Raw genomic sequence first — 20,933 nt, forward strand, 5'->3', positions numbered from 1 at the left:
TTAATGTAGTTCTTGCTCTCCTCAGAACCCTTCTCGTTCACATTTTGTTCACACTGAACATTGAGAGAGGTTCTGCATGGCCACACTCCGAAAGCTTCCAAGCGGTTCCTGGAATATCCAAGTACGCCGCAAGGGAGAGCCCCCCATCACCAAGACCTTTAAGACTAAAGTGAACCGCCCCGGGAATCGTGGAGGCTCGTTGGTTTAAGTCAGGTCTGCGAGGCAGCCTGATTGGCTAGTTGCCGATAATAGTTTGCCTCAGCTTCTGCTGGCGGGATATAGCCGATGGGTTCGAGTAGCCTGGAGTGGTTGAACCAGGACACCCGTTCGAGAGTGGCCAATTCGACGGCTTCCCGTGTCTTCCAGGGCGCCCGCCGGTGGATCAACTCGGCTTTGTACAGCCCGTTGATCGTTTCGGCTTGAGCATTTTCATCTCGCTCGTACGGCAAAACAGGCCTGGCAGGAGTCGTTGGCGCCTTCGGCTCGGGTGAATAGATTCAAGCATTCGTAGGTCGGCAATCCTTTGCCGACGAACCCGTTACCCCAACGGCACCGTCGGGAAGGGCGGCTTCGGCGCTCCCGAAGACGCCGTTTGCGATTGGAAGGGTCGCGACTAAAGCGACCGTTTGCGATTGGGAGGGATTCCCGACCTACGCGCGAGTGCCCGTACAGTAGGTATGAAAATGCTCTGTGGAGACATAGGTGACGTCCGACACCCAAAGCTGGTTGGGGCGCTCGGCCTCGAATTGCCGATTGACCCGGTCCAGCGGGCATGGCGCCTTGTTATCGCTAAGCGTGGTACGTACCACCTTGCCGCGGATGGCGCCACGCAGGCCCAGACGTCGCATGAGCCGCTCGACCGTACAGCGGGCCACCGCGATACCTTCCCGGTTTATTTGTCGCCAAACTTTGTCGGCACCGTAGACCTGCAGGATGGCCTGCCAGACGTGTTCGATATGTGGGATCAGGGTATCGTCGCGCTGGGCACGTGCACAACGCAGTGCGGGGTTGCGCTGCGGTGCAGCATAGCGCCTGTAGCCCGACGGGGCGATTTGCAAGACCTTGTGCAGATCGGCTCGACCCCGAAGCGCTCCCGATGCGCGTCGACGAAGGCCCTCGGGACTTGAGTCGGCGGTCGAGCTCCGCCTGGGCGAAAAACGCGCTAGCCAGCTTGAGGGTTCCATTGGCCTTGCGCAGTTCCTTCACTTTCCGCTCGAGTTCCTTGATGCGCTGCTGTTCAGCCGAGGTTAGACCGTCGCGTTGACCCGTGTCTCGTTCATGCCGGCGCACCCACTCCAGCAGTGTCTGGGGGGTACACCCAATCTTGCCCGCGATGGATTCAACAGCGGCCCATTGCGAGGGGTGCTCATTGCGGCACTCGAACACCAATCGAACCGCACGCTCGCGCACCTCGGGGGAAAACTTCGTAGACTTCCTCATGGCTCCATCTTCTCAAAGGTTGGAGCCTCCACCAAACCCGGGGCGGTTCATTGTCGGTAAGGCACTTCAAGATCAGTGAAGTAAAAGCTTTCCCCAGCGTACCCGATCGCGAACACATGGGGCCGGACCGAGATTCAACAACCGCCCCAATAGCGATTGATCTGCCGGCGTATCCGCATATTCGGCCTCGCAGCCTAACGAGAGCGAAAGAAAAGAGTTCCTCTTTCGATCCTGGTTTGAGTAGGGTCTGAAGGCGAATGTTGGATCAAAAGCGGGGAAATGGAAGGGCAGATTACCGGTACTGACCACAAGACTCGGCGGCACCAGCCGACGATTAAAAGCCGAAGAATCCGTAATGACAGCGCCGATCGGATCACCTTCCTTCCCGGCACCAAGTTTTTTCGCTGTGGCCCTGTCTCCAAACGGCACCTGAAGGAACCGCAAACTTGCAACCGGCAGGTCATTGGCAATCGCAAAATTTGCAAAGCCCAAGGCCGACCTGCCGCGATCCGCAACAAGGCAAAATCCGCCGGCGTTCGTGCTAGCCGCAGTCGAACCCTGAGCCGACGAACATCTCCTGTCGGTTGGCGCGCCGACAGTCGTGGAACGTGCCGTGCCGGCGGGGAGTTGATTGCGCCCGAACGTAGCCTGTACGTATTGCATACCCGCGATGGCTAAACTATTGGCTACCGAAAAACTCGCGGAATAGTCGGTACTGGGCGTCGCAAGGTCCGAAACCATACAGGCCCCGTCAGCATCTCCGATAGTCGCGGCCGAGCCGTCAACTGACTCGCACTTTTTGCCCCCAGGCCAAACGGTCCTGCGGAAATGTTGTGAGTGCGCTTGATCAAACGCAATTTGCAGAAATTGCACGCCGACCACGGGCAAGTCATTGGCTACCGTAAAATTCGCGAACAGATCGGCAGTCGACGAGCCGAGGTCCGATGCCATACAAAACCCTCCCGGATTTCCGGCCACAGCACGGGAGCCGTCGACCAACGTACATTCCGGACCCGTCGACGTCCCAGAACCCGAAAGTTCACCGGCTTCGCCAAGCATTTCGCGGTCGCCGAAGGTAACCTGAACGAAATTAAGGCTCGCTGCGGAGAGACTGTTCGCGACCGAAAGTTTCGCCATGTTCGCTGCGAGTTCGGTCAGGTCCGAACTCAGGCAAAACCCTCCGGCGGTAAACGCGGTCGAACCGCCTGCCGACGAGCATTCCGCAACCAAAGGGGTATTGTCATCCGCGGGAAGAAGCCGAGATCCGCTCAATGTGGGCCTGTTTTTGAAAGTCACCTGCAGAAACTGCAAGCGCTTTGCCGCCAGCTCGTTGGTGGCCGCAAAATTCGCCAGCTTGGCAAGCGAGGTGCCGATCTCCGAAGCCAGACAAAACCCTTCGGGGCCGGCGGCATTCGCACCGCCGGCAGACAGACATTCGGTGCGGGCCGGTGAAGCGATAACCGGGTTAATGGCGGAAACTGGCGTGCTGTGAATTGACCGCGCGCTCGCTGCGGCTGGAGGGCTGCTGGCAGCCGACATATTAGCGGAGCCGGCGGTCGGGATGCCCTGGCCGGAGTCGGGACAAAACTCTCCGGTATTCCAAGCATCCGTGCTCGAATCATCAATTGGAATACATCCCGTCAAATCCGTTGGTGTAGTCGAAACGGCGCTCGGAGTCGTTCCATATACGCTAATTGGAGCGAGAGCCAAATTGACTGCGATCGCACTACCCAACAATATCGTTTTTTCCATTATTGTGCTCCTAATCAATAGGAATCGGAGCGGGGCATGACCCTGAAAGGACTCCACTCCGTGTTATCCGCCCTCGTATAATAACCCTTTAATTGCTGAATCGATAAGCTGCCATAGCGGGTATCACGGTGCTGGGATATTTATTGCATTCGTTCGGGAAATTGTCCTGTCTCACTTCGAGATTATTTCCCTAAGGCCAGCCATTCAATTCTTCGTATGCTCCCCACCAACGGACTGTAGTCAGGAGGAATGGATATCTTCAAACTTTGGTCCGGGTATTTTTTGCCCGGTTTATTTGAGTCGATTAAGGATGGGGTATTTCGCACCCTGAAGGGACCTATTACCCGCTCCAACTCGGCAATATTTAGGAGTAATCACAATGAGGAAAATGATGTTTTCAGTGAGTATGTTGGCAACCATGATGATCGCCGCTCCAGCTATCGCCAGTGATTTCCATGCGCTCGGTGAAATTAAGGGCGCTACCCCCCTTCAAGACCAAGTCTTGGCCACTGTGGAAGGCGGATCGACATGCGGCATCGGTGGTGCCTCGACCGGAGGTCAGCCAGACGGTGGTGTATGCTTGATATCTTTTATTTCGCATCCGACCGGCGCTTCTGTCGGATTTGCGGTTACTAACCAGTTACCCGTAACAGGCGCGAATTTCCTGCAAGTTACCGGGTTATAAGGTAATCGTCTCGTGATGATATAGTCCCAAGCGGACAGCCTGGAAGATGGATGGCCGGTACCAGCCATCCATCCGACGGGTGGATGAATCCGAATATTACCCTGTATCTAGGTCTAATTAGCAAAGACCGAGGTATTAGGCTGTCTCTACAATATAGAGTATTGGGACGTGTATCCGGGGATTTCCATTTGGGTATCGAGTTTTACCTGAGCTATTGCGCCGGCAGTAAAATCCCTCCAACAAAACCGGGGCTTATTGGGTGAACAACTCAAAGGCACCGTAAAGTCATGATCTGCCCAAGGCGGCTGTCTACAGGCCACCCAAGTTCCGAATGAAACGGTATAAACTATTGTTTTCACGTTAGCAGGTTGGTGAAAAACTCTGCCGGTCGCACCTAATCAGGTAGTGTGGGACTGTGACCGGTTAAACTACCCGCTTTATTTTTTCGAGAACGACGATGCGCGGCAAAGATGTCACCCAAGGAGCCCTGTTTAGCTACGTGAACCGGGAAGACCGGGTTCCTCAAACGCATCCGTTGCGCCGGATGCGGCTGTTGGTGGATGGCATTCTGGCCTCGCTGTCGGACGAATTCGCGGCCCGCTACGCGCACACCGGGCGCCCGGCTCCGTTGCAAAAATGGTTTAAGCACGTTTCTGAGCCGTTCGGCCTGTCGCCGGGTCAGGCATACACGCTGAATAGCCGGTTGACGAAGCACGCCTCGGTTCGGCCACCGACGGCGTCGATCCAAAAGTCGAACTGGCGCTTCCGGAACATGCGCATCACCTCGAAGCCCTTGATCGTGGCATACGCCGTTCGCATCGACTGAAAGCCGAGGGTCGGCTTAATCAAGCGCTTCAGTTTACCGGGATCGGATTCAAGGCGATCATTCAGATATTTCACTTGCCGGTGGAGGCAGTCCGCCGGCAGCAAACCTTCCTTCTTCAGTTCGCGAATGGCTTCGCCGTAGGCCGGGTTCTTGTCGGTGTTGATCTTGCCTGGCCGGTAGTGCTTCGAGCGCCTCAGCGCCTTGGCCAGGAAACGCTTGGCGGCCTTGGCGTTTCGGATATCCGACAAGCAAAAGTCGAGGGTGCGGCCCTCTTTATCGATGGCGCGGAACAGGTATTTCCACACGCCGCGAACCTTGATGTAGGTCTCGTTCACACGCTAGCTCGAGCTCAGGCGGCTCTGATACCAGAGCGTACGCTTCTCCAATTCGGGCGCGTAGCGCTGCGCCCAGCGGTACAGCGTCGTATGATCGACGGCGATGCCACGTTCCGGCATCATTTCTTCCAGGTCGCGGTAGCTGATGCCGTACTTGCAATACCAGCGCACGCCCGGCAGGATCACTTCGGGCGCAAAGCGCCGCCACCGGAATACGGAATCCACGTTTGACCTCCTATGTTCAGTCCCTCGCGGCCATCCTCGCTCGACAACACAGTTTTTGCAACGGAGCCTGTTTTGTGCCGGTGCAATCGCGATTCGGCGTTTTGACAGGAGGTGGACCAAATCCTTCGACAGTTGGTAGGTACCAGATCCGCGTCGGTCTGGCCCACACTGCGTGGTGTGCAACATATTCCGTACGATAAACTCTCCGCTTTCATACTTCCCCTCCCAGCGCCAAATAGAGATCGATTCGGTTGCTGAGCAATTGCCGCTTGACGGCGAGATGTGCGCTTTGCGCGTTCAGGGTGCTTCGGTAGCTGTCCAGCAGGGTCAGGATTTCGATGAAGCCGTGACGGTAGGAATAGACCGCCAGCTTTCGGCTTGCTTCGGTTTGTTCGACGGCTTCCTTGAGCGCCCGTTCTTCCTCCCTCAGCCATTCCTCCGCGGCGAGCGATTGTTCCACCTCGCGGAAGGCGTTGAGCACCGTGTTTTTGTACAGATTGAGTGCTTCCTCCGCCAGAGCTTGGTTCAGCCGAATCTCTCCCTTGAGCCGCCCGCCGGTGAAGAGCGGTTGCAGAAGGCCTATCGCGACGTTCCAGACCGCCGCGCGGGGATCGACCAGTTCCGTCAAGGCCGGGCTGCGGGTGCCGCCGGTAGCGGTGAGGGCCAGGCGCGGCAGCAGGGCTTTTTGCGCGCTCTCCACCCGGAAATCGGCGGCGCGCAGGCGGTCGAAAGCGGCGATCAGGTCAGGGCGCCGTTCGAGCAGTTCCGAGGGAACCCCGGCCGACAGCGGCGCGGGCGGATCGGGCAAAGACGCCGTCGTCGTCAGATCGGCCGCCGGATAGCGCCCTAGCAAGACTTCCAGAACGCGAGTAACGATTTGAACCCGGTTGCGCGCAGCCGCCAACTGGGCTTCCGCATTGGCCAGGTCGGTAAGGGCCAGCCGCAGATCGAGGCCGCGCGCCAGTCCCCGGGCGAAGCGGCCGCGCACCAGGTCGACAATGGTGCGCCGGTCCCGGATCGACCGCTCGGCAACCTCGGCTTGGAGCTTGGCCTCCGCCAGTTCGAAATAAGCCTGTGCCGTCCGTGCCGCGAGGGACAGGCGCGCGGCGTGGAAATCGGCTTCCGTCGCGGCAGCTTCCTGTTGGGACGCCTGCTGGAAAGCGCGTATCCGCCCCCAGACATCCACTTCCCAGTCCAGCGTGAACAAGGCTTCGAAGGCGCCGAATTCGGTCGAGCCGAAACCCGCGCTACGCACCTGAGCGCGTTCGTAGCTCGGCGCGAAGAAAAGCTGAGGCCAGCGTCCGGCGCCATCGATACGGGCTTGCTGCCGGGCGGCCTCCACACGGGCGGCCGCGGACTTCAGGTCGTAGTTGCTTGCCAAAGCCTCATGCACCAAGGCACTCAAAGTCGGATCGGCGAATGATTCGACCCAACGCTCGGAAACCGTTTCTTGAGGGCCTGACGTTGCCGTCCAGAATGAGGGAATCCCCGCTCCGACATTTTTCGCGTCCCGATCTGGCGCCGTTCCACACCCGGCCAGAAGCGAGAGGACTAAGGTCAAGAGGGTAACCGACAACCGGACCAGGTCGATCCTACCGATAGCAAAACTCATCGGCCGGTAAGATCGTCAGGGATATTTCGCGTGTAGAGTCGACGACTCGAGACGGTTTTGCTGGGCGAGCAGGGATAGACGGGGCGTGCGATGGTTTCACATTGCGCGACGTCAATACCCAAGTGCGTCGGCACCAGTAGGAGATCGCGATCAGCGGTATCCATCAGATTCTGAATCAGCCGATAAAGTCGCTCGAAACAAATCTCGAAATAACGCGCCGACGGAAATACCCGGAATTCCGAAGACATGCCTGCATCGCGAGTTTGCGACGTAAGTTTCATCCCCCCTTATCCTCTGCTTATGAATTCAACGGTCTATCAAGTTAAGACGGATCAGCCAGCGAAAACCCGCATCGTCGACGAAAAAAATGCTGGATTCGAAGTCAGGAAGGCGAGGTTGTGAGGCGAAAACAAGATCCGACAGACGAACCTGTCGGGAAAAATGCTGGAGTGCCTATGGCGGGAAGCTTGCAGTCCGGTGTTGACCGGACGCATTGGCGATTTGCGTCCTTGTATTCATCTATGGGCTGGTTGAATCGTGCATGACAATCGGCTGAACCCGTCATCGAAATTTGCAAGCGAAGGTCGAAAAAAAGTATGAAGCCGTCCGAAACGCGGCTTTCGAAAATCCTTATCTCCGAGAAGAGAGCATCTGCGCGGCAGGCAATAGGGTCGCCCGTTTTCTCCGCGCAGTTCCGATCGCACTCGTCCGATGAGCTGGTTCTTGTGCAGCCAGTGCGTCTGTTCCAGCAGTCTAATCCCTTACGCCGAACCGTACTCCGTCGCCGACGCGATGACGCAATCGTTCAGAACCTTTCGATCCGATCCAGTGCCTGCGCCAGGGTCGCAACCGTACGCTCGATGTTTTGCAACTTGTCTAAGCCGAACAAACCCAGGCGGAAAGTCTTGAAATCGGGGCTTTCGCCGCATTGCAGCGGGACCCCGGCCGCGATTTGCAGACCGAGATCGGCGAATTTCTTGCCGGTTTTGATGGCGTCGTCGCTGGTGTAGCACACTACCACGCCGGGGGCGCCGAACTCGGCCGCAGCGACCGATTTGATGCCGCGCTCGGCCAATATCCCACGCACCCGGCGACCGAGTTCCAGTTGCTCATCGCGCGCCTTGGCGAAGCCGTAGGCTTCAGTTTCGCGCATCACCTCGCGTAAAGCGCGCAGGCCATCGGTTGGCATGGTGGCATGGTAGGCGTGTCCGCCCTGTTCGTAGGCCTCCATGATTTGCAGCCATTTTTTGAGGTCAGCGGCAAAACTGGTGCTGGCGGTGTTCTCGATACGGTCGCGCGCCGCCGGGCTTAATACCACCAGCCCACAGCAGGGCGGGGCGCTCCAGTCTTTTTGCGGTGCGCCGATCAAGATGTCCACTCCGATTTGGCGCATATCGACCCAGACCGTGCCGGATGCGATGCAATCGAGCACGAACAGGCCGCCAACCGCGTGTACGGCATCCGCCACGGCGCGAAGATAGTCATCGGGCAGGATCATTCCCGCCGAAGTTTCCACATGCGGGGCGAACACGAGATCCGGCTTCTCGCGGCCGATCGCGGCAACGACTTCTTCGATCGGCGGCGGGGCGTAGGCGGGCTGCGGTCCGGACTCGACGGGGCGCGCCATCAGGACGGTGGATTCCGATGGGATGCCGCCCATCTCGAAGATTTGGGTCCAGCGATAGCTGAACCAGCCGTTGCGGATGACCAGACACTTCTTGCTCGTGGCGAACTGGCGCGCCACGGCCTCCATGGCAAAGGTTCCGGAGCCGGGCACGATGACGGCCGTGTGGCCGTTGTGCACAGTTTTCAGGATACGCGAGATGTCGCGCATGCTTTCCTGAAACACCTTCGACATGTGGTTGGTCGCACGGTCGGTGTAGACCACCGAGTACTCAAGCAGGCCATCCGGATCGACGCTGGGTAGTAATCCAGGCACGGGTTTGTCTCCTCGTTGTTGATTTTGGCACTAATGCAATTTATGCGCCGTCTACGTTTGTGCTGATGCGCCGCTAGTACACCCGTCGAGTTCGTGGAGACGCGGTCGTAGCGGGAGCTCTGCATTGCCGAGCTCGGTGACGACCACCGCTTCCGATTGTCGGCAATACGACAAGCGCGAGCTTGCAATGGCATGGTGTAGCGCGCCAGAAGTTGTGGACGTCAACTCCGCCTTTTCCGGCGGGGGCGTGGCGGGCGCGCCGCTCATTATCCTGTTTTTGCGCATCGGATGCTCACGATACTCCGCTCAGCACTCCGGCACGTTCACCGGAATGTGTACCGCAAGACCACCCTCGGCGGTTTCTTTGTAGCGGCCATTCATGTCCTTTGCGGTCTCCCACATGGTCTGGATCACCGCATCGAGGCTGACCCTGGCGTCCGCCGGATCGCTGTCCAGGGCGATGGTCGCTGCGGTGATGGCTTTGACCGCGCCCATGGTGTTGCGTTCGATGCACGGAATCTGCACCAGCCCTCCGACCGGATCGCAGGTCAATCCGAGGTGGTGCTCCATGGCGATTTCCGCCGCCTGCAAGACCTGCTCCGGTGTACCGCCCGAAACTTCCGCCAGCCCCGCGGCTGCCATGGCGGACGAAACGCCGATTTCGGCCTGGCAGCCGCCCATGGCGGCGGAGATGGTGGCGTTTTTCTTGAACAAGGTGCCGATCTCGCCGGCAGTGAGGATGAAGCGGATGACCTTGTCTTCGTCGAAGCCGTCGACGAAGCACCAAGCGTACATCAACACCGCGGGAATCACCCCGGCGGCGCCGTTGGTGGGTGCAGTGACGACTCGTCCAAAGGACGCATTTTCCTCGTTGACCGACAGGGCGAAACAGACCACCCACCGGTCTACGTTGGCGAAATCACGGGGTTGACGCCGCAGAAGATCGGACCATTGTTCGATCGTCGTATAGTCGGCGCCGTTCAGCAATTTGCGGTGCATTTCCGGTGCCCTGCGCCGGACCCGCAAGCCGCCCGGCAGATAGCCTTCGCGGTGCACGCCGCGGAAGATACAGTGCCGGATTTCCCGCCATAGCCGAAGCGCCTCGGCGTCGATCTCGTCCCGGCATCTCCAGGCCTGCTCGTTCAAATAGGTCAAATCGGAGACCGACAAACCCAGCGCTCTGCAATTTCGCAGCAAATCCTGCCCCGAGTGGCAGGGATAAGGCGTCACGACGCGCGCCGCCGAAGCCTGCTCCATGTCATCGTCTGCGGCCACGAACCCGCCGCCCAGAGAGTAGTAGATACGCTCGAGAATTTCGCCGTCTGTAAGGATCGCCCGAAAACACATCCCGTTGGCGTGGCGCGGCAGGGTGGTCGAGCTCTCGAACACCAGGTCCCGTTCGCAGACGAAAGGAAGATTCCGTTTTCCGCCCAAGGGCAGCCAACCGCTGGCCTTGATAGCCGCGATCCGGTCCGGAATGACGGCCGTGTCGATCAGCGTGTAATCCTCGCCGGAAAGTCCCATCAACACGGCTACGTCGGTGCCGTGCCCGCGGCCGGTTTTGGCGAGGGAGCCATACAGCCGGACGGTCAAGGATTCGACCCGGTCCGGGTCGCCCAAGGCTTCCAGAAACAGCGATGCTGCCCGCCATGGTCCCATCGTGTGGGAGCTGGAAGGGCCGATACCCACCTTGATGATTTCGAACGCACTGATGGAATCCATAACTTTCGCTGCTGCGAGGAAGACGAACGGAGGAACGATTCAACGCTTAACCGGGCCTTACCATACCACGATCCGGAAATCGGCCACCAAAAAGGCTCTCCGATTTCTTGCGACGCACTCGTTCGTAATACTCCGTCGCTACCGGAGAAGTTCCCCGTTTTCTAACAATGGCTCCCGTAAAGGCTGTCTTCGACCGTCCAGGCAATAGAGCGTTTTTCATCCCGGTGTACGGATTCGTGTTCGGGCGGGAAGAACGTAGGTCGGCAATCCCTTGCCGACTTATCGGCTCGGCAAAGGACTTTGTGGGAAGGGGCGTCCTGGCGCTCCCAGGACGGCCGTTTTGCGATTGGAAGGGTCGCGACTAAAGCGACCGTTTGCGATTGGGAAGGGATTGCCGACCTACCTATCGGGCTCCCTGATACCGGATCGGAAAACGCTCTAGGGTTTGAAGGACGAGCCTTTTGGGCGGCAAGATCCCTGCTGGATTGCTGATTCCATTGTTCGGTCCGAATGCGGCAATGTCACAGCCGTTAGGAAGCTTCCTCACATGATTTTTGCCTTGTTTTAGCCCAACAGGCGGGAACGTGAGTTAGTAATTAATGCACTAACGGATATTCGCTCCGAAGACCTTTAGCCAAGGAGGGCCGGTCATGCGTACACCCCGCAAATTTCCCTTTCTACCCGTTGCAGCCTTGCTGGCGGTTGTCGGTCTTGTCGTTGCAACGCTCCCGAATCCATGGGTTCATGCCGGTCCGGAGTCGATCATTCAGGCATCCGTGGGCGAGGAACATGACGACTCCGCCGAAAACGGAAACGGACGCCAAGAACAGGGCGATTCTGCCGAAACATTCCGAAATCCACCCGAAGTCGCGAGTTCGGATGGCGCCTTGAACGTCATGCTTACCGCCGGCAAGCGGGAAATCGAGATTGGCGGGCAGAGCGTCGTCGCCATGGTGTTCAATGACAGTTATATCCCACCGACGCTGAGAGTTCGGCCCGGTGATACCCTGAATCTCGAGCTGGTCAATTCGCTGGAAAATTCGACGAATCTGCATCACCACGGCTCGAACGTGTCGCCGCTGGATAATGGCGACAATGTCTTCGTCGATATCATGCCGAATACGCGTTATCGGCAACGAATCGTATTTCCCGACGAGCACCCTGCGGGCTTTCTGTGGTACCACCCTCACATGCACGGTTTGGTCGAGGCGCAGATTTTCGGAGGCATGTCGGGTGGCCTGATCGTCGAGGGCATGCTCGATCCGTTTCCGCAGTTGAGCGGCATCAAGGAGCGCATCATGCTCCTCAAGGATTTTCAGAACATCGGCGGCGAGATCCCTTCGGACAACATCGATAGCAATGCCGGCACGACCCGCACCGTCAACGGCATGGTCAACCCGACCCTGAAGATTCGCCCAGGGGAAACGCAGTTTTGGCGGATCGGCAATATCGGAGCGGATATTTATTACCGTCTGAAGCTGGACGATCACGTACTTTATGAAATCGCCGCGGATGGCAACCGCCATACCGAGCTCGTGCCGCGGGACGAAATTTTACTGCCGCCCGCATCGCGCACCGAGGTGTTGATTCAGGGCGGTCGCCACGGAATCTATCAACTGCGCACTCTCGCCGTCGATACCGGGCCCGATGGGGATCAGTATCCGGAAGTGGTGCTGGCGACCTTGATTTCAGAAGGTGCCGAGCGCGAACCGGTCGAGCTTCCGACCGCGGACCAATTCCCTCCGGTGGAGGATTTGCGCGGGCATCCCGTTGCCCAGCACCGCAGTTTCCAATTCTCGGAGGATCCCGACACCAACCAGTTTTTCATCGACGGCAAGCAGTTCGATCCGAATCGCGTCGACACCCAAGTCAAGCTAGGGGATGTGGAAGAATGGACGATCGAGAATGTGACTGACGAAATGCACGTGTTTCACATACATCAGCTCGATTTTCAGGTCACAGAAATCGACGGGCAGCCGGTGCCTTTTACAGGCCGGCAGGATGTGGTCAATCTTCCCGTGAAAAGCCGAGTCAAGCTGCTGATTCCGTTTACCAATCCGGTGATCGTCGGCAAGTTCGTATACCACTGCCATATCGTGGCGCACGAGGACAACGGCATGATGGCCACCGTGGAGGTGGTCCCCTGATCTCGCTGACGGGGACGGTTCAATGCCGAATGGAAAAGCCGGACACCTTCCTAATCCTGTGGTCGGGTTGTGGCTGGCCACAGGAGAAAGTCAACCACCTGATACCGTCCCGGAAAAGAACGGCGAAAATGCCTTGTGCTATATTTTGCCTGCTCATCCGTCATGCATCTGCCGGAATCAGTTGCCAGCAAACATACAGGTATAGCCACTGAGCGGGAAGTGTTGGTTATGCTTGGTAATCCTTACTATAAGAACAATGTTTAACGTCAATCGTGTTTTTTCGGCGCGTAACGGTACGACAGGGCAGGTCGAATGGTTTTTCGAGGCTAGGGAAGGCATCATGGGGCCGTATGAATCTGCGGCATCTGCAAATAAAGCCCTCGGGGAGTTCAAGGAGCGTTGCATGCGTCTCGGATGCAGCGGCGGTAGAACCGACGATCCAAAGCTTGGTTTCAAACCCCTCCAAAGCGCCTCGGCCTCGACCACAATGAAATTGGAAATAATCAAGGAAGAGTAACGTTTGATTCGAAAAAGCGATCCGAACCCCTCATGTCGAACACGCTCGGAGCGTCAATGAGCGGCTCCCGGCCAGCATGACGTGCGGACGGAAACGAACGTTCTGAGCTGTGCGGCATCAGGCAAATAGCGAAAGCCTTACGCCTTCTTTCTTGCGTATGAGATCAATCACGTAAAGAACCGCCCCTTCAATTAGAGCATTTTCATACCGACTGTACGGGCACTCGCGCGTAGGTCGGGAATCCCTCCCAATCGCAAACGGTCGCTTTAGTCGCGACCCTTCCAATCGCAAACGGCGTCTTCGGGAGCGCCGAAGCCGCCCTTCCCGACGGTGCCGTTGGGGTAACGGGTTCGTCGGCAAAGGATTGCCGACCTACGAATGCTTGAATCCATTCACCCGAGCCGAAGGCGCCAACGACTCCTGCCAAGCCTGTTTTGCCGTACGAGCGAGATGAAAACGCTCTAAGTACATTCAGGGAAGTCTTGCGGCATAGACAACCTGCAGGACAACCCCGCCAATCAAGCCAATCTGTCGAGATTCCGCAAATATTTGCGGAATGTACTTAGTACCGTCAAAGGTCGAACGAGCGCGAGCCCAAGCCGCCCGTTGTCTCAACGCTCACCGCTTAATGGCGGCTCATCGGAAGCGAACCATTCACCTGAACTGACCGATCACGCCCTTTGAACTTCCTATCCCCCCTATAGTCCTCCTTTACATAAAAGAAGGCGTCTATTTTTCCTGGGATTCCGGATCGCTCTTGCGCTTCAAGAGAAAGGTCGAAAACTATGTTGATCGGATACAAGACCCTCGCATTGTTGCTGCTGCCTGCATTCATCGGCGGAGTTGCTGAGGAGTCTGTTGCCCAAGACCCTCGCGACTGCCTTCCCGGATACGTCTGGCGAGCGGCGCGAGCAGACGACTTGGTCTGCGTCATTCCGCAATCCCGTGCCCTTGCTGCGGATGAGAACGCCAAAGCCCCGTTCAGGCGCGAGCCGGGACCGCGCGATGGCGTCTACTATTGCTTGTCGGGCTTTGTCTGGCGCGAGGCATATGAGGGAGACACGGTCTGTGTTACCCCAGCTGCCCGACAGCGGGTGTGGGAAGAGAACGCACTCGCAGCATCGAGGACGGTTGCTGGAGGGGTAGACTTCCGCACTGTAGGTCAGCACACCTTGCTCGTAGGAGTCACCACCAGCCGTAACGCCTGGGAGAGTAGAACCTACAGTTCCACTTGCGGAGAGCTAACCCCGATGCCCGGAGTGATGGACGGCATGGTAGGGTGGGGACAGGCGGAGATCGGATGGCTCGGCGAAAATTGCTTCGCCTTCGTTCTTGAGCGCGCCGTGCAATTCGACTTCACTCTCATGGACATGATTCCGGACAAGATCGTCGACCGTGCCGTGCTGAGCTACGACGAGGTCGAAGCTCCTTCCTGTCCGCTTGTCGTGGGATACAGCTACCGATGCTGGCAAAACGGAGAGGGAAACTACGAGGTGAAAGCGAACGGCTGCGTGGAAGTGCGCATCCCTTCCATGGATTGGGTTCGTAATGGTGGAACGGTGCAGGGTAGACTCCCGACCTTCGCCAGCGGACAGCCGATATCGCGCATCAATGCACGTCAATGGGATGTAACCTCTCCGATCGCCTGGCAACTCTCCAGCCCCGCGCCTCCGCTGGGCGGAATGCGGGGGTATGGCGTTCTGCTGACCGGAGGCCCGTCGATCGATGGTCTAACGGCTCAGGACAACACGGTCTGTGTCTCGGATCTCTCCAACATCACGCTGGAGATCACCTATACCGTGCCCCCTTCCGGCGAATTTATACCACCCCGATGACGGCATGATAAGGGATAACTGAAATGCCACCCTCATGACCCCCAAGACATCGCGGCCGTGAACTGCACCGAGCCGTGGTTGTCGCAACATGGTCTCCTTGCGAAGCGCATGCGCAGTGGCACGTGTTCACTGTCATCCGCAGGGGGGGACGGAAAAGATCCGCGAGGATTCGTTACCAGCCACGCCGCCGGACGATTAGCATGTGACCGGAAAGTATTGCCTCGACGCCCCTAAAGGCCAAGATCATTACGGATGACCAAGGCGACTAGCTCTAAGGGCTAGGGCATGAGCCGGGCGCAGTGGCGGCGCTTAAGATCGCAAGCCCGATTGGTCGGTTTGGGTGAGTGCGTTTTTCGGAGACGTCTTCGGAAAGACGAGAAAGGTTTGCGCAGAAGAAAATAATTGCAAACTTTCGTTTTACATGGTGGCCAGGGACGGAATCGAACCGCCGACACGAGGATTTTCAGTCCTCTGCTCTACCAACTGAGCTACCTGGCCAGTGGCGAATCGAGTTGCGTATTAAACCTGTTACGAGGTTCTCAGTCAAGCACTAATGTTTTAAATCGTCTCGGACGATTATTTGGTATCCGAAAAGGATTCGGGTGGAGTTTTGTCCGGGTATTCGCACAAGTCGGCGATCGGGCAAATGGGGCATTTCGGTTTCCGGGCGACGCAAGTATAGCGGCCGTGCAGGATGAGAAGGTGATGGGCATCCTTGAAATACTGTTTGGGAACGGTACGCTCCAGTTTCCTTTCGACCTCCAATACCGTTTTGCCAGGCGCGAGCCGGGTTCGGTTGGCGACGCGGAAGATATGGGTATCAACCGCGATGGTATGCTGGCCGAATGCGGTGTTGAGGATGACATTGGCGGTCTTGCGGCCTACACCCGGCAGTGCTTCCAACTCTTCTCTTGTTTGCGGCACTTGGCCGCCGTGTTTTTCCAGCAGCAACCGGCAAAGTCCGATGATGTTCTTGGCCTTGCTCGGATATAGGTTGATAGTCTTGATGTATTCCTTGAGACCTTCTTCACCCAAGGCGAGTATGGTCTCGGGCGTATTGGCGACCGGGAATAGCTCGGCGGTAGCCTTATTGACGCCCTTGTCGGTCGCTTGCGCCGACAGCACCACCGCGATCAGCAGCTCGAAAGGCGTCGAGTGCTTGAGCTCGGTCGTCGGCTCCGGGATCGCCGCGGCCAGACGCTCGAAAATCCGTCTGCGCTTTTCGGCGTTCATGATTCATGCATGGGAGATTTATGGAGCGAGTCTGTTTGGACCGGCGCAGTCTTGCCGAGAGCTTTCGTTTTCGCCCGGGCGTCGATGAGGTTTTTCACCGCGATCAGGAGGCCGAGGCCAATGAAGGCGCCAGGCGGGAGAATTGCCAGCAGAAATCCGTCGTAGTCGCTGAAGACGGGTAAAGTCCAGTTCTTGGCGATTTCGCCGAACATCAAGTCCGCTCGATTCAACACGGCACCGGTTCCTATCGCCTCGCGCAGGGCGCCGAGCATGACCAGTGCAAAGGTGAATCCCAACCCCACGAACAAGCCGTCCATGAGCGCGCGATCGACCGGATTCTTGGATGCGAAGGCTTCGGCGCGTCCGATGATGGCGCAGTTGGTGACGATCAGAGGTATGAAGATGCCGAGAATCTTATGCAGATCGTGGAAGAAGGCATTCATCAATAGTTCGATGACGGTGACGTTCGAGGCGATGATGAGTACGAACACCGGCAACCGGATTTCGGTCGCGACGTGATTGCGGATCAGCGAAACGATGACGTTGGAAAAGATCAGCGCCATGGTGGTGGCGAGACCCAGCCCCAGGCTGTTGATCACCGAATTGCTGACCGCCAGCAGGGGGCATAATCCCAGAAGCGCGACGAAGGCCTGGTTGTTGTGCCAGAGGCCGTCGCGGACGATTTTCTGGTATTTGGAAAAGTCGATCATGGATTCGATCCTAGGGAGCTTCCCGACTCTTGGTCAAATAGGCGCTCTTGGTTCCGCTCAAAGAAAATCAGGGTCTTGTAAACGGCTTTGACTACCGCGCGTGGCGTGATCGTCGCTCCGGTGAACTGGTCGAACTCGCCGCCGTCCCGTTTGACTTTCCAGCGGGATTCTGAAGGATTACTCAGCGAGCGGCCGTCGAAGCCCAATATCCAGTCCGATTTGTCGGTATCGATGGGATCGCCGAGTCCGGGCGTTTCGCGATGGCTGACGACCCTGACGCCGGCTAGCGAGCCGTCCGTGCGGACTGCTACCAGCAGTCTGATTGTGCCGTTGTAGCCGTCCGGAGCGACAGGGGAGAGCACGGCCGCCACGGGCTTGCCGTTTTTTCGTGCGCGATAAATGGTAACCGCTTTATCGGTGCCGAGGGTGAGGTCGCTGGCTGTTATGGTGTCGGCGAGAATATCGTTGTCGAACCAGTCGGCCGGAACCAAGGATTCCAAAGTGTGCAGCAGGACGGCCTGTTCGTTGGACTCGATGCGCTCTTTCGTTCCGTCGTGCACCAGGGCCACGAGTCCCATGCCGATGACGGCGAACACTCCGAGCGCGGCGGCTGCATTGATGATGGGCTTGGGCAAATTCATTTCGGATGTCCGTAGACCCGCGGACGGGTGTAGTGATCGATGGTGGGCGCAGCCAGATTCAACAGCAGAACCGCAAAGGCGACGCCGTCCGGATAGCCGCCCCAGGAGCGGATGACGAATACCAGTAGGCCGATCGATGCGCCGTAAATCAATCGCCCGCGCGGCGTGGTCGAGGCCGTGACCGGATCGGTCGCGATGAAGAAGGCTCCGAGCATGGCGGCTCCGCTGAAGCACTGGAACAGCGGCGTCGGGTAGACCGCCGGATCGATTAGGAAAAAGATCAACGAAATGCCGAACAAGGCGCCCAAGAATCCGACCGGAATCTGCCAGCCGATGATGCCGCGTTTCAACATCCACAGTCCGCCCAGGAGAAAGCCGAAATTGACCCATTGCCAGCCGCGCCCGCCGATTCCTGCGAAAAGCCCCCCGGCCTGAATTTCGTCCAGTAACCGGTTTAGCCCGAGCTGGGTCTTGATCGTGTCGAGCGGGGTCGCCATGGTTAGCGCGTCGAAAGTCATGTCCGACGGCAGCGTGCGGGTGAAGATCGCATTCCAGGCATCGGCAAAACTCAGCGCTGAACCGCTCAGTTCCTTGGGCGGAAGCCAGGCGGTCATGTGCTGGGGAAAAGAGATCAGGAGTACGGCGTAGCCGACCATCGCCGGGTTGAAGGGATTGTATCCCAGCCCGCCGTACAGGTGCTTGCCGATGACGATGGCGAAAAGCGCTCCGAAAGCCGTAAGCCACCAGGGCGCCAAAGGCGGCAGCGACACGGCCAGCAGCACGGCGGTGAGGGCAGCGCTATAGTCCCTAAGAGCAGGCGCAATCGGACGGCGACGCAAGGAGAGCATGGCGGCTTCGCCCAGCTGCGCCGCGAGCAGGGCGATCATGCACTGCACGAGCACTCCAGGGCCGAATTGCCAGACCAATGCCGCCAAGCCCGGAATCAGAGCAACGAGCACCTCCAGCATGATGCGGTTGACGCTGTTGACGGGGGCAAGATACGGCGCGTGAGCGGTCGGAAAACGCATGTGAGCGAGTGTTGGATGATGGATGTATTTCAAGTGGCTGTCGAATTTGGAAATGCCCGGCTAATCGATCTCCGAAGGCACCGCTTGAGCTTCGGATTCCGGGCCGCCTGGCGGAGTCTCGGTGTGAACGACCTTGGCGGACTCTCGACGAGTCTCGGCGCCTGCCGGCGGCACTACCGTTTCTTGCTTATCGCCATCAATCTGCGCGGCGCCTTCGCTTGACGGTGCCGATTTTTCCGCGCGGCGGAGTTTTGCGCGTTCGATAGCCTCGATGATTTCCGGCGACTTTCCTGTTCCCAGGTTCTCTTTCTTCCGCTTCGCGGCTTCCGCGCGCTCGCGCTTCTCCTGTTCCTTTCGAGCCTGGCGCGACTCGAAACGAAGGCGCGCATGATCGGCCTTTTCGCGCTCGCGCCGCTTGGCGATGGCCTTGCCTTTCGTGGCGCGGAAATGTTGGACGAGCGGAATGTGGCTGGGGCATACGACATCGCAGGAGCCGCACTCGATGCAGTCGAACAGGTTGTAATCCAGCGCCCGTTCGATCTGGTCCGAACGGCCGTACCAGTAAAGCTGCTGCGGCAGCAGGTTCACCGGGCAGACTTCGGCGCAAGCGCCGCAACGAATGCAGGGCAGGGATCGTTTTTCGCCGATCAGTTCGTTGCGACCGGCAACCAGTATGCAGTTGGCCGATTTGGTCAAAGGCAGATTGTCGGTCGGCACGTCAAAGCCCATCATCGGTCCGCCCAGAACGAGCCGCTCGGCTTCGTTGGTGTAGCCGCCGCATTGTTGGATGAGATCGGCGAAAGGCGTACCGATCCGAGCCAGAACATTCTGTGGCTGTTTTACGCCGCGGCCGGTTACCGTCACGATTCGGGAAATCAAAGGAGTACCGTGAACGACGGCGTTATAAACCGCTGCGGCCGTTCCGACATTCTGGCAGACGATACCGATGTCGGCCGGAATGCCGCGCGTCGGTACTTCGCGGCCGGTCAGCACGCTGATCAATTGTTTCTCGCCGCCGGTGGGATAAATGGCGGGAACGCGCACGAGCTGAATAGCCTCGAAACCTCCGCGCTGCTTCGCCTTCTCCAGTGCGGCCAGCGCGTCCGGCATATCGTCTTCCACGGCCAGGAGACAGCGTTCCGCCTTCAGGATTTGGAGCAGGATTTTGGCGCCTTCCAGCACGTGGTTCGGATAGTGGCTGAGCAGGCTGTCGTCGCAAGTGATGTAGGGCTCGCATTCCGCGCCGTTCAGAATCAGCGTGTCGACCTTGCGATCGCTGCCCGGTGCCACCTTGACCGAGGTAGGGAACGCGGCTCCGCCAAGGCCGACGATTCCGGCTTCGTATATCCTGCGGCGCAGTTCGTCGGGAGAACACTGCCGGTAATCCTCTATGCCGGCGAAGTCCATGGCGGCATCCTCGCCGTCGGTCTCGATGACGATGCACGATCCAGTCAGGCCGGACGGGTGGGGCAGAGGCAAGTCTTCGATCTTCCGGACGATGCCGGAACTGGAGGCGTGAATCGGCGGATAGAACGGGTGGTCGTCGCAGGCGATGACTTGGCCTTTCAGAACCCGGTCGCCGGGCGCGACGACGGGCTTGGAATCTTCGCCATTCCGCTGTTGCAGCGGAAAAAGCAGCCTTTCCGGTAAACGCGCGACGGCGAGCGGGGCTTTGCAGGACTCCTGCTTATGGCCATCCAGATGAAGGCCGCCATGGAAGTTCCAGAGTTTGAACAAGCTCATTGACCCACCGCTTTGGGTTCGGGCCATCGCCAGGTGGCCAGGGTTTCCTTAACGGGTTCCATGCGGATGCAATCCACCGGGCACGGCGCCACGCACAGTTCGCAGCCCGTGCATTCCGACGCAATGACCGTGTGCATGTGCTTGGCTGCGCCGAGGATCGCATCGACGGGGCAGGCCTGAATGCAAAGGGTGCAGCCGATGCATTTGCTTTCATCGATGATGGCAACGGACTTCGGTTTTTCGATGCCATGTTCGGCGCTCAAAGGCTTTGGTTCGACGCCCAGCAGATCGGCCAGCGCGATAACGCCTTCCTCGCCGCCCGGAGGGCACTGGTTGATGTCCGCATCGCCCCGCGCGATGGCTTCTGCATACGGGCGGCAACCGGGAAAACCGCATTGCCCGCATTGCGTTTGCGGCAATACGGCGTCGATTTTATCCACCAAGGGATCGCCCTCGACCTTGAAGCGCCGGGCTGAATAGCCCAGGATCAAGCCTAATAAAGCGAACAATGCGCAAACGACGAATACGGCCAACATGGATGAA

At 58.3% G+C, this 20,933-nt stretch carries 15 protein-coding genes, 1 tRNA gene, 2 pseudogenes and 1 other annotated feature; of the genes and pseudogenes, 4 read left to right on the top strand and 14 right to left on the bottom strand.

Going from position 1 to position 20,933, the window contains the following annotated elements; all coding sequences use genetic code 11:
* Positions 1–209 precede the first annotated feature (209 nt).
* Both B2A78_RS22710 and B2A78_RS25875 read right to left on the bottom strand, forming a co-directional pair.
* Positions 210–1,440: pseudogene (locus B2A78_RS22710) on the bottom strand (IS3 family transposase).
* Positions 1,044–1,162: a sequence feature (AL1L pseudoknot), on the bottom strand. It overlaps the preceding pseudogene by 119 nt.
* Before the next feature lie 72 nt (positions 1,441–1,512).
* A complete protein-coding gene (locus tag B2A78_RS25875; protein ID WP_143735287.1) occupies positions 1,513–3,192 on the bottom strand; it encodes a hypothetical protein in 1,680 nt (559 codons plus the stop codon).
* Positions 3,193–3,571: 379 nt separating this feature from the next.
* Between B2A78_RS25875 and B2A78_RS22725 the strand changes: the two genes are divergently transcribed.
* Complete coding sequence (locus tag B2A78_RS22725; RefSeq protein WP_077732335.1) at positions 3,572–3,877, top strand: hypothetical protein; 306 nt, start codon at positions 3,572–3,574, stop codon at positions 3,875–3,877.
* Positions 3,878–4,633: 756 nt separating this feature from the next.
* Here B2A78_RS22725 and B2A78_RS22730 read toward each other — a convergent pair.
* From B2A78_RS22730 to B2A78_RS22750, 5 genes and pseudogenes are all read right to left on the bottom strand, one after another.
* A pseudogene (locus tag B2A78_RS22730) lies at positions 4,634–5,263 on the bottom strand (IS6 family transposase); the annotation flags it as partial.
* 211 nt (positions 5,264–5,474) lie between these two features.
* Positions 5,475–6,875 carry an efflux transporter outer membrane subunit gene (locus B2A78_RS22735; protein WP_077732336.1) on the bottom strand — a complete coding sequence of 467 codons (1,401 nt, stop codon included), beginning with the start codon at positions 6,873–6,875 and terminating at the stop codon, positions 5,475–5,477.
* A complete protein-coding gene (locus B2A78_RS22740; protein WP_077732337.1) occupies positions 6,872–7,156 on the bottom strand; it encodes a hypothetical protein in 285 nt (94 codons plus the stop codon). The genes B2A78_RS22735 and B2A78_RS22740 overlap by 4 nt, the downstream gene beginning before the upstream one ends.
* Positions 7,157–7,680: 524 nt before the next feature.
* Positions 7,681–8,814, bottom strand: a complete 1,134-nt coding sequence (locus B2A78_RS22745) for an aminotransferase class V-fold PLP-dependent enzyme (RefSeq protein WP_077732338.1) — start codon at positions 8,812–8,814, stop codon at positions 7,681–7,683.
* A 306-nt stretch (positions 8,815–9,120) separates the two neighbouring features.
* On the bottom strand, positions 9,121–10,536 hold the full coding sequence (locus B2A78_RS22750) for an L-serine ammonia-lyase (RefSeq protein WP_077732339.1): 1,416 nt from the start codon (positions 10,534–10,536) through the stop codon (positions 9,121–9,123).
* Positions 10,537–11,186: 650 nt separating this feature from the next.
* On the opposite strand from B2A78_RS22750, the gene B2A78_RS22755 reads away from it, so the two are divergent.
* From B2A78_RS22755 to B2A78_RS25880, 3 genes are all read left to right on the top strand, one after another.
* A complete protein-coding gene (locus B2A78_RS22755; protein WP_077732340.1) occupies positions 11,187–12,683 on the top strand; it encodes a multicopper oxidase family protein in 1,497 nt (498 codons plus the stop codon).
* Positions 12,684–12,939: 256 nt separating this feature from the next.
* Entirely contained in the window at positions 12,940–13,200 is a 261-nt protein-coding gene (locus B2A78_RS22760; RefSeq protein WP_143735288.1) for a hypothetical protein, read from the top strand.
* A 785-nt stretch (positions 13,201–13,985) separates the two neighbouring features.
* Complete coding sequence (locus tag B2A78_RS25880; RefSeq protein ID WP_143735289.1) at positions 13,986–15,035, top strand: hypothetical protein; 1,050 nt, start codon at positions 13,986–13,988, stop codon at positions 15,033–15,035.
* Between the two features lie 422 nt (positions 15,036–15,457).
* On the opposite strand, the gene B2A78_RS22775 is transcribed toward B2A78_RS25880, so the two are convergent.
* From B2A78_RS22775 to rsxB, 7 genes are all read right to left on the bottom strand, one after another.
* Positions 15,458–15,533, bottom strand: a tRNA-Phe gene (locus B2A78_RS22775).
* A gap of 78 nt (positions 15,534–15,611) precedes the next feature.
* Positions 15,612–16,268 (bottom strand): endonuclease III, encoded by a 657-nt coding sequence (gene nth, locus B2A78_RS22780; protein ID WP_077732344.1) that lies wholly within the window; start codon positions 16,266–16,268, stop codon positions 15,612–15,614.
* Positions 16,265–16,978, bottom strand: a complete 714-nt coding sequence (locus tag B2A78_RS22785; protein ID WP_077732345.1) for an electron transport complex subunit E — start codon at positions 16,976–16,978, stop codon at positions 16,265–16,267. Before B2A78_RS22785 ends, nth begins: the two co-directional genes overlap by 4 nt.
* The gene (gene rsxG, locus B2A78_RS22790) at positions 16,975–17,619 is read right to left on the bottom strand and encodes an electron transport complex subunit RsxG (RefSeq protein WP_077732346.1); all 645 of its coding nucleotides are present in this window, start codon (positions 17,617–17,619) and stop codon (positions 16,975–16,977) included. The genes B2A78_RS22785 and rsxG overlap by 4 nt, the downstream gene beginning before the upstream one ends.
* Positions 17,616–18,647: an electron transport complex subunit RsxD gene (gene rsxD / locus B2A78_RS22795; RefSeq protein WP_077732347.1), complete on the bottom strand. Its 1,032-nt coding sequence runs from the start codon at positions 18,645–18,647 to the stop codon at positions 17,616–17,618. The genes rsxG and rsxD overlap by 4 nt, the downstream gene beginning before the upstream one ends.
* Positions 18,648–18,707: 60 nt before the next feature.
* Positions 18,708–20,390: an electron transport complex subunit RsxC gene (rsxC, locus tag B2A78_RS22800; RefSeq protein WP_240502641.1), complete on the bottom strand. Its 1,683-nt coding sequence runs from the start codon at positions 20,388–20,390 to the stop codon at positions 18,708–18,710.
* Positions 20,387–20,926, bottom strand: a complete 540-nt coding sequence (rsxB, locus tag B2A78_RS22805) for an electron transport complex subunit RsxB (RefSeq protein WP_077732348.1) — start codon at positions 20,924–20,926, stop codon at positions 20,387–20,389. The genes rsxC and rsxB overlap by 4 nt, the downstream gene beginning before the upstream one ends.
* Positions 20,927–20,933 lie beyond the last annotated feature (7 nt).

This window comes from Methylocaldum sp. 14B, from assembly GCF_002005105.1.
Classification (GTDB): Bacteria; Pseudomonadota; Gammaproteobacteria; order Methylococcales; family Methylococcaceae; genus Methylocaldum.

Coding starts and splice junctions, on each gene's coding strand:
- rsxD (WP_077732347.1), bottom strand. CDS start 18,647: ATGCGTTTTCCGACCGCTCACGCGCCGTATCTTGCCCCCGTCAACAGC.
- B2A78_RS22740 (WP_077732337.1), bottom strand. CDS start 7,156: ATGAAACTTACGTCGCAAACTCGCGATGCAGGCATGTCTTCGGAATTC.
- B2A78_RS25880 (WP_143735289.1), top strand. CDS start 13,986: ATGTTGATCGGATACAAGACCCTCGCATTGTTGCTGCTGCCTGCATTC.
- B2A78_RS22750 (WP_077732339.1), bottom strand. CDS start 10,536: ATGGATTCCATCAGTGCGTTCGAAATCATCAAGGTGGGTATCGGCCCT.
- rsxG (WP_077732346.1), bottom strand. CDS start 17,619: ATGAATTTGCCCAAGCCCATCATCAATGCAGCCGCCGCGCTCGGAGTG.
- B2A78_RS22725 (WP_077732335.1), top strand. CDS start 3,572: ATGAGGAAAATGATGTTTTCAGTGAGTATGTTGGCAACCATGATGATC.
- B2A78_RS22735 (WP_077732336.1), bottom strand. CDS start 6,875: ATGAGTTTTGCTATCGGTAGGATCGACCTGGTCCGGTTGTCGGTTACC.
- B2A78_RS22760 (WP_143735288.1), top strand. CDS start 12,940: ATGTTTAACGTCAATCGTGTTTTTTCGGCGCGTAACGGTACGACAGGG.
- rsxC (WP_240502641.1), bottom strand. CDS start 20,390: ATGAGCTTGTTCAAACTCTGGAACTTCCATGGCGGCCTTCATCTGGAT.
- rsxB (WP_077732348.1), bottom strand. CDS start 20,926: ATGTTGGCCGTATTCGTCGTTTGCGCATTGTTCGCTTTATTAGGCTTG.
- B2A78_RS25875 (WP_143735287.1), bottom strand. CDS start 3,192: ATGGAAAAAACGATATTGTTGGGTAGTGCGATCGCAGTCAATTTGGCT.
- B2A78_RS22785 (WP_077732345.1), bottom strand. CDS start 16,978: ATGATCGACTTTTCCAAATACCAGAAAATCGTCCGCGACGGCCTCTGG.
- nth (WP_077732344.1), bottom strand. CDS start 16,268: ATGAACGCCGAAAAGCGCAGACGGATTTTCGAGCGTCTGGCCGCGGCG.
- B2A78_RS22755 (WP_077732340.1), top strand. CDS start 11,187: ATGCGTACACCCCGCAAATTTCCCTTTCTACCCGTTGCAGCCTTGCTG.